Raw genomic sequence first — 13,070 nt, 5'->3', positions numbered from 1 at the left:
CTTCGCCTCCTGAGCAGTGTTCTCGGTACGCAGGTCGCTCACGCGGCGATCCGCTCGGCGCCGTCCGCCGTGATGCCCTTGGTGGAGGCGATCACGTTCTTCAGCTTCTTGGACAGTGCCTCATAGAACATGCTCAGCGGAAACTCGTCCGGAAGCACGTCATCGACGAGTTTCCGCGGCGGCCGGCTCAGGTCGAGGGCGTCGGGGCCCTTGGCCCACTTGGAGCCCGGGTGCGGGGCGAGGTAGGTGGAGACCAGCTCGTAGCCGGCGAACCAGTGGACGAGCTTGGGGCGGTCGATGCCGTCGCGGTAGAGCTTCTCGATCTCGGCGCACAGCTCGTTGGTGACCTGCGGGGCGCGCTGCCAGTCGATGAACAGCTTGTTGTCGGTCCAGCGGACGACGTCGTGCTTGTGCAGGTAGGCGAAGAGCAGCTGGCCGCCGAGACCGTCGTAGTTGCGCACGCGCTCGCCGGTGACCGGGAAGCGGAACATGCGGTCGAACAGCACCGCGTACTGCACGTCACGGGCCTGCGGGACGCCGTCGGCCTGGAGCTTCACGGCCTCCTTGAAGGCGGTGAGGTCGCAGCGCAGCTCCTCCAGGCCGTACATCCAGAACGGCTGGCGCTGCTTGATCATGAACGGGTCGAAGGGCAGGTCGCCGTGGCTGTGGGTGCGGTCGTGGACCATGTCCCACAGGACGAAGGCCTCCTCGCAGCGCTTCTGGTCGTGGACCATGGCGGCGATGTCCTCGGGCAGCTCCAGGCCCAGGATGTCGACGGCGGCGGCGGTGACCCGGCGGAAGCGGGCGGCCTCGCGGTCGCAGAAGATGCCACCCCAGGAGAAACGTTCCGGCGCCTCGCGGACGGCGATGGTCTCCGGGAAGAGGACGGCGGAGTTGGTGTCGTAGCCCGCCGTGAAGTCCTCGAACTTGATGCCGCAGAACAGCGGGTTGTCGTAGCGGGTGCGCTCCAGCTCGGCCAGCCAGTCCGGCCAGACCATGCGCAGCACGACCGCCTCCAGGTTGCGGTCCGGGTTGCCGTTCTGCGTGTACATCGGGAAGACCACCAGGTGCTGGAGGCCGTCCGCGCGGCCCGCGGCGGGCTGGAAGGCCAGCAGCGAGTCGAGGAAGTCCGGCACCTCGAAGCCGCCCTCGGCCCAGCGGCGCAGGTCCTGCACCAGGGCCCGGTGGTAGTCCGCGTCGTGCGGGAGCAGCGGGGAGAGCTCCTCGACCGCCTCGACGGCCTGGCGGACGGTCTGCTCGGCGTCGGCGCGCCCGGGGGCGCCCTCGGCCGTGAAGTCGATCGAGCCGTCCTTCGACTGCCAGGGGCGGATCCGCTCCACGGCATCCTTGAGCACGGGCCACGCCGGGTGCTCCACCACCCTGGCCGCGGGAGGAACCCGATCCTCCGCACCCACCTGCACAAGAACTTCCGTCATGTCCCATCCTCCACAGGAGAACCTCTCGTAGGGACACCGTATGCGTACGAGGTTTCCTCCAGCAAGTGGAGCATCGGGAAATTATCCTGCACATCCCCATGGTCACCGCGTTTTTTCCTGTCGAATACGGGGTAGGCGAGGACTTTCACCATGGGGCGAGGGGTAGGGGAATCCGAGGCGCACACACATGTCCATGTCGGGCCCGGGCCGTTAGGCTGCGGGCTCTTCCAGCGCCGCCGTCGACGGAAGCGAGTCGAGTCTTGAACTTCCTCACCATCGGTCACCGCGGAGTCATGGGTGTCGAGCCCGAGAACACCCTCCGGTCGTTCGTCGCCGCCGAGCACGCCGGCCTCGACGTCGTCGAACTCGATCTGCATCTGAGCAAGGACGGCGCTCTCGTGGTCATGCACGACGCCGACGTGGACCGCACGACCGACGGGAGCGGGCCGATCGCCGACCTCACGCTCGCCGAACTGCGTGCCCTCGACGCGGGGCGCGGGGAGCGGGTGCCGGTCTTCGAGGAGGTCCTGGAGGCGGTCTCGCTGCCGCTGCAGGCCGAGATCAAGGACGTGCAGGCGGCGCGGGCGCTCGCCGAGGTGATGCACGCGCGGGACCTGGTGGAGCGGGTGGAGGTGTCCTCGTTCCACGACGAGGCCGTCGCCGAGATCGCCCGGCTGGTGCCCGGGGTGCGCACGGCGCTCATCAGCAGCCTCCCCCACTTTCGGCCGGGCTCGAGCGGGGGGACCCCCATCGGCCTCGACATCGTGGAGCGGGCCGTGGCCGTCGGCGCCGCGACCGTGTGCCTGAACATCCGGCGGCTCACCCTGGAGATCGTCGAGCACGCCCGCCGGCACGACCTGCGGATCATCGGGTGGGTGGTCAACACGCCGGACCACCTGCGGCTGGTGCGGGCCCTGGAACTGGACGGGGCGACCACCGACGACCCCGAGATCAAGCGCACCGGCCGCTTCACGGCGTGAAAGCGGCGCCGATCGTCACACCAGGGGCTTGACCAGCAGCTCGAACTGCAGGTCGTCGCGCTGCGGAATGCCGAAGCGCTCGTCGCCGTACGGGAAGGGGGTCATCCGGCCCGTACGGCGGTAGCCGCGGCGCTCGTACCAGGCGATGAGGTCGTCACGGACCGAGATCACCGTCATGTGCATCTCGGTCGCACCCCAGATCTCGCGGGCCTGGCGCTCGGCCTCCGCCATGACGATCTTGCCGAGGCCGCCGCCCTGGGCGGTGGGGCTGACCGCGAACATGCCGAAGTAGGCGTGGTCACCGCGGTGTTCGAGCTGACAGCAGGCGACGATCCGGTCGTCCCGCTCGACGACCAGCACCCGCCCCCCGGCCGACTCGATGATCTCCAGCACACTCTCGGGGTCGGTCCGCTGCCCCTGCAGGAGGTCCGCCTCCGTCGTCCAGCCGGCCCGGCTGGAGTCCCCGCGGTAGGCCGACTCGACGAGCGCGACCAGCGCGTCGACATCGGCTTCGGAGGCGTCACGGAAGGTGAGGTCGGTGGCGGCGGCGGTGTCCATACGGCGTTCTCCCGGGTCGTGGGCGCGGCTGATGCCCGGCCGAGCCTAACCCTCCCCTACGCTCCGGATGCATGGTGCATGTACTCAGCAGCCGAATCCTTCTGCGCCCCACCGACCCCGACCGTTCCCGTGCCTTCTACGGCGAACAGCTGGGCCTCGCCGTCTACCGCGAGTTCGGTACGGGGGCGGAGCGGGGCACCGTCTACTTCCTCGGCGGGGGGTTCCTGGAGGTCTCGGGGCGCTCGGAGGCGCCGCCGGATCCGGCCGTACGGCTGTGGGTGCAGGTCGCGGACGTGACGGCGGCGCACGAGGAACTGGCGGCGAAGGGTGTGGAGATCGCCCGGCCGCCGGTGCGGGAGCCGTGGGGCCTGGTCGAGATGTGGATCGCCGATCCGGACGGGACGCCGATCGTGCTGGTGGAGGTGCCCGCCGACCATCCGTTGCGGTACCGGCCGGGCCTCTGAGGTCAGCGGATGCCGGGGCGCTGGGTCGGGCTTAGCGTGCTGGAGGGGGTGCTCCCTTCGGAAGGAACGCCATGAAGCTCGACAGGCCCGTGCCCGGCGGTCCCTGCTGGGCCGAGCTGGGGACCAGTGACCTGGCGGCGGCCCAGCGGTTCTACGCGGAGTTGTTCGGCTGGCGGTGCGAGACGGATCCGCGGCAGGAGGCGGGCGGCTACACCGTCGCCCACCTCGGTGACGCGGCCGTCGCCACGCTCAGCCCCCTCTACCAGGAGGCGCAGCCCGTCGCCTGGAACGTGTCGTTCGCGGTCTCCGACGCCGACGTCTCCGCGCGCATGGTCGACGAGGCCGGGGGCAAGGTCCTGGTCGGCCCGATGGACGTGTTCGACATCGGCCGTTTCGTGGTCGCCCTCGACCCGGGCGGCGCGGCCTTCCAGCTCTGGCAGGCGCGGACCTTCCCCGGCGCCGGGCTGTTCAACGCGCCCGGCTCGCTGGGCTGGGTGGAGCTGATGACCCGCGATCCCGCGCGGGCGGAGGCCTTCTACACGACGCTGTTCGGCTGGACCGTGAACACCTCGGAGCACTACACGCAGTGGGGCGTCGGCGGCGCGGACTTCGGCGGCATGATCACGATGGACGACAAGTTCCCGCCCGAGGTGCCGCCGCACTGGCTGCCGTATTTCGCCGTGGCCGACGTGGACGCCACCACCGCGGCGGCGGTGCGGGCGGACGGCACGGCGCTCATGGAACCCACCTCGGTGCCGGACGGCCCGCGGATCGCGGTGCTGCGGGATCCGCAGGGCGCGGTGTTCGGGGTGTACCGGGCGAGCGACGAGGGGTAGCCCGCCTCGGGGGCGTCGGTCCAGTGGCGTGGCCGTCAAGTCGGTGTGGGCACTCCGTCGCCGTGGAGACCAGGGAGCGTGCCGCTCGCGGCGCCGTGGAAGGGCCGGTGTCCGTGCCGAGGTGGACGGTGAGGGCCGGTGACCCCGCAGGCGGCGACCGGCGTGCGGGGTCAGGCCCGGAGCGCGCGCATGTGTCCTTCCAGGCGGCCGAGCAACTCGCCGAGCAGATCGGCCAGTTCGCCCTGCCGGTCGGCGTCGAGGGCGGACAGTACGGCGCTCTCGTAGGCGAGTTGCTCGGGCAGGATGCCGTCGACGAGGTCGCGGCCGGCGTCGGTGAGGCGGACATGGGCGACGCGGCGGTCGCGGGTGTCGACGCGGCGCTCCACCAGGCCGCGTTCGGTCAGTTGCTTGACGCGTTTGGTGACGGCGGCACCCGAGGAGAAGGTCTCGCGGGCCAGTTCACCGGGGGTGAGTTCGTGGCCGGTGCGGCGCAGCGCGCCGAGCAGGTCGAACTCGGGACGGCTGAGGCCGGCCCGGCGCAGGGGGGCGTCCTCGGCCTGCTGGAGGAGGGCGGCACAGCGGTTGACGCGGCCGATGATCTCCATGGGGCCGGTGTCGAGGCCGGGGTGGACGGTCCGCCACTGCCCCACGACCGCGGCCACGGTGTCGCCCCGGGGGCCGTTCCCGGGGGCCGACGTCCTCCCCCGTTCCCCGCCGTCCCCGCCACCAGGCCGTCCCTGCGTCCCCGTCATGGCCGTACGTCCTCCGTCCTCGCGCTCGCGTCCCGGGCCGGGAGGAGTCCCTGGCGCCGTACCGTCGCGGCGAGCGTACGGTGTCCGGACTGTTCGGCCGTGACGACCCGCTCCTCGGGCAGGGCGTGCTGCCACCACTCGCCGGACGCGGCGTCCGCGGTGGCGCGCAGGTCGACCAGTGTCGCGGCGAGGGCGCGCCGGGCGGATTCCAGGGCTCCGGGGGCCGGGCGCGGCTCGGCGAGGAGGCGGGCGGCGTGCTCCCGGGCGCGCTCCACGGCGGTCAGGGCGTGTCCGAGGCGGTCGCCGGCGCGGCGGTTGGTGACGGCGACCGCGGTGGCGAAGCCGACCAGGGCGCCGACGAAGGTGTCCACGATCCGTTCGGTGATCAGGAGGCCCGCGTTCTGGTAGTGGGCGAACTCGGTGACCAGCAGGGCCATCGGGGTCACGCAGACGCTGCCGAGCCAGTAGTTGCGACTGATCAGCGCCTCCGCGCCGAAGTTGAGGACCAGGCAGACCAGGACCAGGGCGGCCTGGTGGAGGTGGGCGAGCGGGACGAGCGCGGCGAAGGCGACGACGCCGACGAGGTTGCCGACGACGCGCTGCACGCCGCGGCTCCAGGTGAGGGTGACGTTCGCCTGGTAGAGGGAGGCGGCGGTGACCAGGGCCCAGTAGGGGCGGCCGACACCGAGGGCGAGGGAGGCGTGTCCGGCGAGGGCGCAGCCGAGGGCGGTGCGGACGGCGAGCGGGGTGAGGGGGCCGAGGCGGCGCCACCACGAGGGCCGGCCGGCGGTGAGTTCGGCGTCGACGCCGAGGAGTTCGTCGTCGTCGGCGAGGTCGTCGGGGCGGGGCACCGCTCCCGTGCCGCGCAGGGCGCGGGCCCAGGTGCGCAGGCGCTCCGGGTCGGTGTCGGCGGGGGCGGCGAGGGCGACCTCGGCGCGGACCACGAGGCGTTCCAGGGCGCGGCCCGTCTCCCCGTCGCGGGCCGACAGCAGGGTCTGCCAGGCGGCGTGCACCGCGGCGGCCGCGGTGGCGCGGGTCCGGGCGTGGCCGTCGCCGGTGCCGCGGGTGGCGGCGTGGGCGGCGGCCGCGTTCAGCGCCTGGGCGGTGGCGCGGCGCTCCGGACCGTGCGGGCGCAGCAGCCCCGGCGCCATGCCGACGATCCAGGACCAGGCGCCCGCGGCGAGGGCCAGGGCGAGATGGCCGGGCACCTGCTCCAGGCTCTCCGGGGCGAACAGCGAGGCGGAGGTGACGAAGGTGAGGACCACGTTGCCGGGCGGGCCGACGCGGGTCGCGTCGCAGAGCACCTTCTGCGCGGCCGCCAGGAGAGCACCGACGGTGACCAGGACGGCGGCGCTCGCGGTGAGCGAGGCCGCGAGCAGGGCGACGGCCAGCCCGCCGGTCATGCCGAGCACCACCCAGGCCAGGGCACGGGCGCGGGCGGGGTAGGGGCGGTTGTGGGCGTAGAGCGCGCACAGGGATCCGGCCATCGTGTACATCGCCAGGTCGAGGCGGCCGAGCGCCAGCAGGGTCAGGTTGGGCGGGGCGACCGCGGCGACCACGCTCAGGGCGGGCTTGAACCAGATGTCGGAGGGGCGGCCGAGGCGCAGGACACCGGAGAGCGGGAGGCGGGTCGCACTACTCATGACTTTAATTTAGCAGGTGTTTTACTTGTAAAACGAATCGCTGTCCGCCCGGCTGTCGGTGCCGGTTGCCCCGGATCGCCCGGCTCCCCCGTGGCGGGTGAGGCGCCGGACGCTTCCGTCGGATGCGATGGCCCTGGCGGCGGGGAAGGTGCCGGCCGCTGCCCGGCCGACTCCGCCGGCGTCCCGGGCCGACTCGGGCAAGGGGGACACCGTGACCCACTGGCGGGCTCTGATCGTCCTGGGCACTGCCCAGTTCCTGATGGTCCTGGACACCGCCGTCATGAACGTCTCGATCAGTCAACTGGTCGACGACTTCGACACGGAGGTCACCGCCATCCAGGCCGTCATCACGCTGTACGCGCTGGTCATGGCAGCCTTCATGATCGTCGGTGGCAGGCTCGGGGACATCTTCGGACGGCGCCGCCTGTTCTTCCTCGGACTCACCGTCTACGCCATCGGCTCGTCCCTGACCGCTCTGGCCCCGACCCTGTGGGTCCTGGCACTGGGCTGGTCGGTCATCGAGGGCCTCGGTGCCGCGATGGTGCTGCCGGCCATGGTGGCCCTCGTCGCCGAGTCCTACCAGGGGCGGGACCGGGCCGTCGCCTACGGCGTCATCGGCGGCCTGGCCGGCGCCGGCATCGCGGTCGGCCCGCTGCTGGGCGGCTGGGTGACGACGTACCTCACCTGGCGACTGGTGTTCGCCGGCGAGGTGGTGCTCGTCGTGGCGATCCTGTGTTTCCACCGGGTGATCACCGAGTCCCCGCGGACGGGCCGGCGGCCCCGGCTGGACGGCGTCGGCGCCGCGCTCTCGGCCGCCGGGCTGGGGCTGGGCGTGCTGGGGGTGCTGCAGAGCAGCACCTGGGGCTGGGTGCAGCCGCGCAATCCGCCCTTCACCGTCCTGGGCTTCGCTCCCACTCTGTTCGTCATCGGCGCCGGAGTGATCGTGCTGGCCGGCTTCGTGCGCTGGGAGCGACGGCGCGCCACGCGGGGCACCGATCCGCTCGTGGACCTGTCGCTGCTGCGCAGGCCTCCGCTGCGGTCCGGCCTGATGATGCTGCTGGGCCAGAACCTCATCCTGCTGGGGCTGTTCTTCACCATTCCGCTCTACCTGCAGGTGGTGCAGGGCTTCGACGCCTTCCAGACCGGTCTGCGGCTGCTCCCGGTATCCGTCACCATGCTGGTCGCTTCCACGGTGGGCTCCCGGCTGGGGCGGATGGCGGGGCCGCGCCGCGTGGTCCGCCTGGCCCTGGCGACGCTGGCGGCGGCCGTCGTGTGGCTGCTGGCCTCCATCGACCCGGTCATCGACGACGCGCAGTTCGCCGGGGCCATGGCCCTGCTGGGCGTGGGCATGGGCCTGCTCGCCTCCCAGCTGGGCAACATCGTCCAGTCCTGCGTCGGCGAGGAGGAGCGCAGCGAGGCGGGAGGGCTGCAGTTCACCGCCCAGAACCTGGGCTCGGCGCTGGGCACCGCGCTCATCGGGTCGCTGCTCATCGGCGCCCTGGCCCACGCCTTCACCACGCAGGTGGAGGGAGATCCCCGGCTGTCGGACGAGGCCCGCCGGCAGACCGGCATCGCTCTGGAGGCCGGCATCAGCTTCGTGTCGACCGACCAGGTCCGCTCGGCGGCCGAGCGCGCCGGGCTGCGGCCGTCCGAGGTCGACGCCCTCGTGGATTCCTACGCCTCGGCCCAGCTGGACGGCCTGAAGGCGGCGATCCTCGCCACCGGAGGCATCACCCTCGCGTCCTTCCTGGTCACCGGGAACCTGCCGAACGCGCGGGCGAGCCGTCCACGGCAGCCGGACACCGGCACCCCGGCGGGCGGCCCCGGACCGGCGCGCTGAAGGCGAAGGAGCCTCGTATGTCCACGACCCGCCACGACGCCCGGCAGGCCCGCAGGGCCGAGCGCCGGGCGCACGCCGACTACACCGGTGGCGTCTACGGCTCCATGCTCGCCGCCTCCGTGGTGATCGGCGCGGGCACCCTGGGGTCGTTCCCGCGCGCCGAGCTGGTACTGCTGCTGCTCCTGACGGGCGCGGTGTTCTGGGTCGCGCACGTGCACGCGCAGCTGTTCGGGGCGCGCCTGGCGCAGCGGGGTCTGGACCGGCGGACCGTGCTGCACGTGTGCCGTGACGAGTGGCCGATCCTCAAGGCCGCGGTCCCGCCGGCCCTCGCGGTGGCCGTCAGCCCGCTGCTGGATCTGGACGTACAGGGCGCCGTATGGCTGGCGCTCGCCGTGGCCGTCGCGGGGCAGGTGGGCTGGTCGGTGGCGGCGGCGATGCGCGCCGGTGCCTCCCGGGCACAGATGACCGCCTCCGCGCTGGTCAACCTGCTGCTCGGCCTCCTGATCATCTCCTTCAAGATCGTCCTGAAGCACTGACGCGGTCCCCCGTTCCGCGTTTCACCTGCACAGGGTGAGGGCGGACAGGGTGCCGGGGCGCACGATCGCGGGGAAGGGCATACCCGGCCCGTCCCAGGCCGCCCTCGGGAGAGCAGCCCATGCGCTACGAGATACGCGTCGACGGACATGTGTCGGAGACGCTGGCCAAGGCCTTCCCGGAACTGAACCATGTGGTCGTGTCCGGTCAGACAGTCCTGTACGGCCCTGTCACCGACGAGGCGCACCTGTACGGCCTGCTGGCGCGCTTCCGGTCCCTGGGGCTGCGCGTGGTGGAAATGCGCCAGTTGCGGGAGTGACCCGGAGGCCGGGAAGCCGCAGCGGGCCGGAGGTCACGGGCTCGCCGTACGGCTGTTCGTGCCGGAGCGGGCGTGGGCCGACGCCCGGCACAGCGGCCCGAGCAGGCACGGTGGGTCAGGGACCCTGCTGCCGGGCCGCGCGACGCCCTTGCAGCCCGCACCGGCGTCCGAGGAAGTCGCGTCCGCGCCCCTCGGGGCCCACGGCGTCGCGATGTCCGGGAAGACGTCGCCGGCCGCCCGGATCAGCCGCTGAAACGCCACTGCACGGCGCCCCGGCTGCTGTCATGGCGGTCGCCGCCGTTATGGGGAGCGAGCACCGACCGCCGCGCATCCTTGGCCTCACCATGGGGATCGCCGCCGCCGTGCCGAGCGGGAGCGGGACCCAGCAGCAGGTTCCGACGCGACGGATCACCCGCTGGGGGTGACCCCGTGGCCGACGGCTCGCGGGACGCTGGTGCGAACGAGGTCCCCGCTCACCGCCCCGCCGACGGTCGGAGCCGGCCTCGTTCGATCACGCCGATCACGTGAGGAGCGACCATGACCATGTCGAGTGGTCCGGCACCGCGCACCGGGCCGGAGCCCGTCCCCGGCGAGGTGGCCCCGGACCCGGCGGGCGACGACACCGCGCGGGCCCTGGCGATCCTCGGGCGTTCGTGGACGTGGATCCTGGGGTCGGCGATCGCGACGCTCGTGCCGGGCGTCCTGGTACTGGTCTGGCCGGACGAGACACTCCACGTGCTCGCCGTCCTCATCGGCCTGTACCTGCTCGTGACCGGGGCCTTCCGGTTCGTTTCGTCCTTCGGCCGGCACGAGCACGGCGAGCGGCTCGGCGGGCTTCTGGTCGCGGTGTTGTACGTACTGGCCGGAGTGCTGTGCCTGCGGAACCCGTTGCAGACCATCACCGCTCTCTCGCTGATCGTCGGGATCGTCTGGCTGGTGTCCGGCGTGGTCGCCCTCCACACGGCCCTCGCCGCCAAGGACCTGCCCCACCGCGGCTTCGTCCTCGCCGCCGCGGTGATCAGCATCGTCGCCGGGATCGTCGTGCTGGCCCTGCCCACCGAGTCGGCCCGCGCCCTGACACGCTTGCTCGGTCTGTGGCTGGTCCTGCTCGGCGTGTTCGAGGCAGTGGTCGCCTTCGCGTGGCGAGCGGCGGTCCGCAGGGCGGTCGCCCCGGCATCGGGCGGCCCCGCCGAGACCGCCTGACGGTCCACTCGGTGCGGAGCCCGGCGGCTCGAGAAGTCGATGCGGATCCGCGTTCCTCCGGGACGGGCCCGCCCAGGGCAGGTGGTTGGCCGGCGCCGTCCGGGCGCCGCGGCCTCAGTCGTCCGGCGGGTGCGGGTCCTGGCCCCGGTGGCCGGTCGTGGGGCAGCGTCGTTTGCGGCGTTCGAGGTGCAGGCGGCCGACGACCGCTCCGAGGTGGACGACCACGCCGACCGCCACCAGCCAGGACAGGATGATCATGACGACGCCGATGGGGCCGTACACCTCCTCGTTGGTCACGATCGCCGAGGAGAAGTAGAGGGCGGAGAAGACGCCCAGGCCCACCCAGCAGACACCGGTGGCGACCGCCGCCGGGAGCAGGGTGCGCCACCGGACGGCTCCCGCCAGCAGCACGTGCATGCTCCACCACCAGAAGAGCGTCGCCATGGCGAGGCCGCACAGGGCCTGCAGCAGCAGCCCGCCGAGTGCTCTGCCGAGGGCGGCCTGCGCCACGCCGTAGGCGAGCAGTGAGGCGAGCCAGTAGAGCTGTGCCACGATGTCCCGCCATCCACGGACGGGAACGTCGAACACCTCCTGGTACCAGCTCTGCAGGACGCCGGCGGTGGCCACGGCCCCCAGGACCAGCAGGAAGGCGCTGGTGACCGTGAGTGTCCCCGTGCCTTGGCCGGGTGAGAAGAGGGACGCCACAGCCTGCGCGGCCTGCTGGTTCAGGCCCAGCCAGTTGGCGAGCACCGCGGAAGCGTCCCGGCCGGCCGTCGCGGTGACGACGATGAGGAAGGGAAAGAAGCACATCATGGCGAGGGCGGCCAGCTGGAACGAGTGGCCGAAGAAGTCGAGCGCGTTGAGCCGACTCCAGAGCTTGCCCACCCCGCCCGTTCCGATGCGCTGGATCACCGTCGAGCGCCTCCGCTCGAGGCGCATCGCCCATGCGAACTGGCGCCGACGTCTCCAGTTCGGAGTACGAGGCGTCCTGCCGCGGTCTGTCATGGATCGAGTGAACCCGCTCCGTGCCACAGCCGCAGCACGGGGCGCCCTGGGAATCGAGTGAACGCTCACGGCGGCCCGGGCGGGCGCGTGCGGCCAGCGGGCGCCGGGAGCGACGGGGCTGCCGCGGCCAGGCGCGGAACGGGGCCGGTCCTCAGCCGGCACTCACACTCACCCGCCCCGGGTGAGGCCGCCCGGGCCTTGCCGTGGGCACGCTGAGACCGGCACGCCTGCCGGGCGCGCACCCGGGACGGAGAAGAGACATGAGCGAGCAGACGTACCTCGCGTACGACTTTCCGCTGTTGAGCGCCTTCTGGACGATGTTGTGGTTCTTCCTCTGGATCCTGTGGTTCGTCCTGCTCTTCCGGATCGTCGTCGACATCTTCCGTGACGACTCCCTGAGCGGCTGGGCCAAGGCCGGCTGGCTCGTGTTCGTCTGCGTCCTGCCCTTCCTGGGCGTGTTCGTCTACGTGATCGCCCGCGGCAGGAACATGGGCCGCCGGGAGATCGAACAGGCGCGCGCTCAGCAGCAGGAGTTCGAGAGCTACGTACGGGAGACCGCCAAGGGCGGCGAAGGGCGGCCCAGCAGCGTCGACGAACTCGCCAGGCTGTCCGAGATCCGCGCCCGTGGCGACATCACGGACGACGAGTTCCGCAGGGCGAAGGAACTGGTCCTGACCGGCTCGGGTGCCGCGGAGCGCCCGGCCGGCGGCACCCCCACCTCCGGTCGCTGAACACCGCCGGACGACCACCCACTGGACGACAGGACACCGAAAGAAGAGGTGAAGAGGATGGCTGGCACACAGCCCGCACGCGCGCGCACGGCCAAGCAGGAGTGGGCCACCGGCCTGATGGCCTTCGCAGCCGTCATGCTCATGATCGCCGGAATACTGGACATCATGAGAGGCATCGCGGCGATCCTCGAGGACGAGGTCTTCCTGACGACCCGGAACTACATCTTCGCGTTCGACCTGACCGGCTGGGGCTGGATCCACCTGGCCCTCGGTGTGGTTGCCGTGATCGTCAGTCTCGGGCTGTTCCAGGCGTCGACCTGGGCCCGGGTCGCCGGCGTGGCCATAGCCGGACTCGTCATCATCGCCAACTTCCTCTCCCTGCCGTACTACCCGGTCTGGTCGATCGTGATGATCGCCATCTCGGCGTTCATCGTCTGGGCCCTGTGCGTGGCACGGAAGGAGGAGTCCTTCGACCCGTTCGAGCGCACGCCGCGCGGCGTGTGACGTCGGCTCGGACGGCGAGGACGGGACACCGTGGTGCCCCATGGGCGCCGCCGACGCTGCTAGGGCGTGTTTCGAAAGTAGCGTCGTCTGCCCGAAGGGCAGGCCCGGCGGCGTCCGGTGCGTGCGATCGCAAGGCGGAGGGTCGCCCCGATACTGGTTGTATCGGGGCGAGCCCGACAACGCGGCGAGCGTGCGTGCCAGGCGTCGCCGGGCAGACGGGACTTTGGGAACACGCCCTACGCGCCGGGCAGGCGCCCGGGACGTC

At 72.1% G+C, this 13,070-nt stretch carries 14 protein-coding genes; 9 read left to right on the top strand and 5 right to left on the bottom strand.

Annotated elements, in window-relative coordinates; genetic code table 11:
• Positions 1 to 38: 38 nt before the first annotated feature.
• Positions 39 to 1,436 carry a DUF6421 family protein gene (locus tag ACPT94_RS39895; protein WP_360331248.1) on the bottom strand — a complete coding sequence of 466 codons (1,398 nt, stop codon included), beginning with the start codon at positions 1,434 to 1,436 and terminating at the stop codon, positions 39 to 41.
• Between the two features lie 260 nt (positions 1,437 to 1,696).
• Between ACPT94_RS39895 and ACPT94_RS39890 the strand changes: the two genes are divergently transcribed.
• Positions 1,697 to 2,416, top strand: a complete 720-nt coding sequence (locus ACPT94_RS39890) for a glycerophosphodiester phosphodiesterase (protein ID WP_360331251.1) — start codon at positions 1,697 to 1,699, stop codon at positions 2,414 to 2,416.
• Between the two features lie 15 nt (positions 2,417 to 2,431).
• Here the strand turns inward: ACPT94_RS39890 and ACPT94_RS39885 are convergent, their stop codons facing one another.
• A complete protein-coding gene (locus tag ACPT94_RS39885; protein WP_360331253.1) occupies positions 2,432 to 2,974 on the bottom strand; it encodes a GNAT family N-acetyltransferase in 543 nt (180 codons plus the stop codon).
• Between the two features lie 71 nt (positions 2,975 to 3,045).
• On the opposite strand from ACPT94_RS39885, the gene ACPT94_RS39880 reads away from it, so the two are divergent.
• Positions 3,046 to 3,438 carry a VOC family protein gene (locus tag ACPT94_RS39880; protein WP_360331256.1) on the top strand — a complete coding sequence of 131 codons (393 nt, stop codon included), beginning with the start codon at positions 3,046 to 3,048 and terminating at the stop codon, positions 3,436 to 3,438.
• A gap of 71 nt (positions 3,439 to 3,509) precedes the next feature.
• Positions 3,510 to 4,274, top strand: coding sequence for a VOC family protein (locus ACPT94_RS39875; protein ID WP_425245636.1), 765 nt, complete (start codon positions 3,510 to 3,512; stop codon positions 4,272 to 4,274).
• 170 nt (positions 4,275 to 4,444) lie between these two features.
• On the opposite strand, the gene ACPT94_RS39870 is transcribed toward ACPT94_RS39875, so the two are convergent.
• Together ACPT94_RS39870 and ACPT94_RS39865 are read right to left on the bottom strand one after the other, a co-directional pair.
• Positions 4,445 to 5,026, bottom strand: coding sequence for a MarR family winged helix-turn-helix transcriptional regulator (locus ACPT94_RS39870; RefSeq protein ID WP_425245637.1), 582 nt, complete (start codon positions 5,024 to 5,026; stop codon positions 4,445 to 4,447).
• Positions 5,023 to 6,669, bottom strand: coding sequence for an FUSC family protein (locus ACPT94_RS39865; RefSeq protein WP_425245638.1), 1,647 nt, complete (start codon positions 6,667 to 6,669; stop codon positions 5,023 to 5,025). Before ACPT94_RS39865 ends, ACPT94_RS39870 begins: the two co-directional genes overlap by 4 nt.
• A gap of 211 nt (positions 6,670 to 6,880) precedes the next feature.
• Here ACPT94_RS39865 and ACPT94_RS39860 point away from each other — a divergent pair, with 211 nt between their 5' ends.
• From ACPT94_RS39860 to ACPT94_RS39845, 4 genes are all read left to right on the top strand, one after another.
• Positions 6,881 to 8,509 (top strand): MFS transporter, encoded by a 1,629-nt coding sequence (locus ACPT94_RS39860; protein ID WP_360331267.1) that lies wholly within the window; start codon positions 6,881 to 6,883, stop codon positions 8,507 to 8,509.
• Between the two features lie 17 nt (positions 8,510 to 8,526).
• Positions 8,527 to 9,045 carry a hypothetical protein gene (locus tag ACPT94_RS39855; RefSeq protein WP_425245639.1) on the top strand — a complete coding sequence of 173 codons (519 nt, stop codon included), beginning with the start codon at positions 8,527 to 8,529 and terminating at the stop codon, positions 9,043 to 9,045.
• Positions 9,046 to 9,164: 119 nt separating this feature from the next.
• Entirely contained in the window at positions 9,165 to 9,362 is a 198-nt protein-coding gene (locus ACPT94_RS39850) for a DUF8691 family protein (RefSeq protein ID WP_360331272.1), read from the top strand.
• A gap of 537 nt (positions 9,363 to 9,899) precedes the next feature.
• Positions 9,900 to 10,565, top strand: a complete 666-nt coding sequence (locus tag ACPT94_RS39845) for an HdeD family acid-resistance protein (RefSeq protein ID WP_360331274.1) — start codon at positions 9,900 to 9,902, stop codon at positions 10,563 to 10,565.
• Positions 10,566 to 10,679: 114 nt separating this feature from the next.
• Here ACPT94_RS39845 and ACPT94_RS39840 read toward each other — a convergent pair whose 3' ends face one another.
• On the bottom strand, positions 10,680 to 11,477 hold the full coding sequence (locus ACPT94_RS39840) for a YhjD/YihY/BrkB family envelope integrity protein (protein WP_360331277.1): 798 nt from the start codon (positions 11,475 to 11,477) through the stop codon (positions 10,680 to 10,682).
• A 353-nt stretch (positions 11,478 to 11,830) separates the two neighbouring features.
• Here ACPT94_RS39840 and ACPT94_RS39835 point away from each other — a divergent pair, with 353 nt between their 5' ends.
• Together ACPT94_RS39835 and ACPT94_RS39830 are read left to right on the top strand one after the other, a co-directional pair.
• Positions 11,831 to 12,301, top strand: coding sequence for an SHOCT domain-containing protein (locus ACPT94_RS39835; RefSeq protein ID WP_360331280.1), 471 nt, complete (start codon positions 11,831 to 11,833; stop codon positions 12,299 to 12,301).
• 57 nt (positions 12,302 to 12,358) lie between these two features.
• Positions 12,359 to 12,805, top strand: coding sequence for a DUF7144 family membrane protein (locus ACPT94_RS39830; RefSeq protein WP_360331282.1), 447 nt, complete (start codon positions 12,359 to 12,361; stop codon positions 12,803 to 12,805).
• The last annotated feature ends 265 nt before the right edge of the window (positions 12,806 to 13,070 follow it).

The organism is Streptomyces aurantiaciflavus (genome assembly GCF_049808595.1).
Classification (GTDB): Bacteria; Actinomycetota; Actinomycetes; order Streptomycetales; family Streptomycetaceae; genus Streptomyces.
Note: the sequence above shows the minus strand (reverse complement) of the source record. Positions and strands in the feature narration are given on the sequence as shown.

What these genes read in the sequence shown, in the direction of transcription:
- ACPT94_RS39895 (WP_360331248.1), bottom strand. Translation starts at nt 1,436, where the DNA reads ATGACGGAAGTTCTTGTGCAGGTGGGTGCGGAGGATCGGGTTCCTCCC.
- ACPT94_RS39885 (WP_360331253.1), bottom strand. Translation starts at nt 2,974, where the DNA reads ATGGACACCGCCGCCGCCACCGACCTCACCTTCCGTGACGCCTCCGAA.
- ACPT94_RS39880 (WP_360331256.1), top strand. Translation starts at nt 3,046, where the DNA reads ATGGTGCATGTACTCAGCAGCCGAATCCTTCTGCGCCCCACCGACCCC.
- ACPT94_RS39875 (WP_425245636.1), top strand. Translation starts at nt 3,510, where the DNA reads ATGAAGCTCGACAGGCCCGTGCCCGGCGGTCCCTGCTGGGCCGAGCTG.
- ACPT94_RS39870 (WP_425245637.1), bottom strand. Translation starts at nt 5,026, where the DNA reads ATGACGGGGACGCAGGGACGGCCTGGTGGCGGGGACGGCGGGGAACGG.
- ACPT94_RS39865 (WP_425245638.1), bottom strand. Translation starts at nt 6,669, where the DNA reads ATGAGTAGTGCGACCCGCCTCCCGCTCTCCGGTGTCCTGCGCCTCGGC.
- ACPT94_RS39855 (WP_425245639.1), top strand. Translation starts at nt 8,527, where the DNA reads ATGTCCACGACCCGCCACGACGCCCGGCAGGCCCGCAGGGCCGAGCGC.
- ACPT94_RS39850 (WP_360331272.1), top strand. Translation starts at nt 9,165, where the DNA reads ATGCGCTACGAGATACGCGTCGACGGACATGTGTCGGAGACGCTGGCC.
- ACPT94_RS39845 (WP_360331274.1), top strand. Translation starts at nt 9,900, where the DNA reads ATGACCATGTCGAGTGGTCCGGCACCGCGCACCGGGCCGGAGCCCGTC.
- ACPT94_RS39835 (WP_360331280.1), top strand. Translation starts at nt 11,831, where the DNA reads ATGAGCGAGCAGACGTACCTCGCGTACGACTTTCCGCTGTTGAGCGCC.
- ACPT94_RS39830 (WP_360331282.1), top strand. Translation starts at nt 12,359, where the DNA reads ATGGCTGGCACACAGCCCGCACGCGCGCGCACGGCCAAGCAGGAGTGG.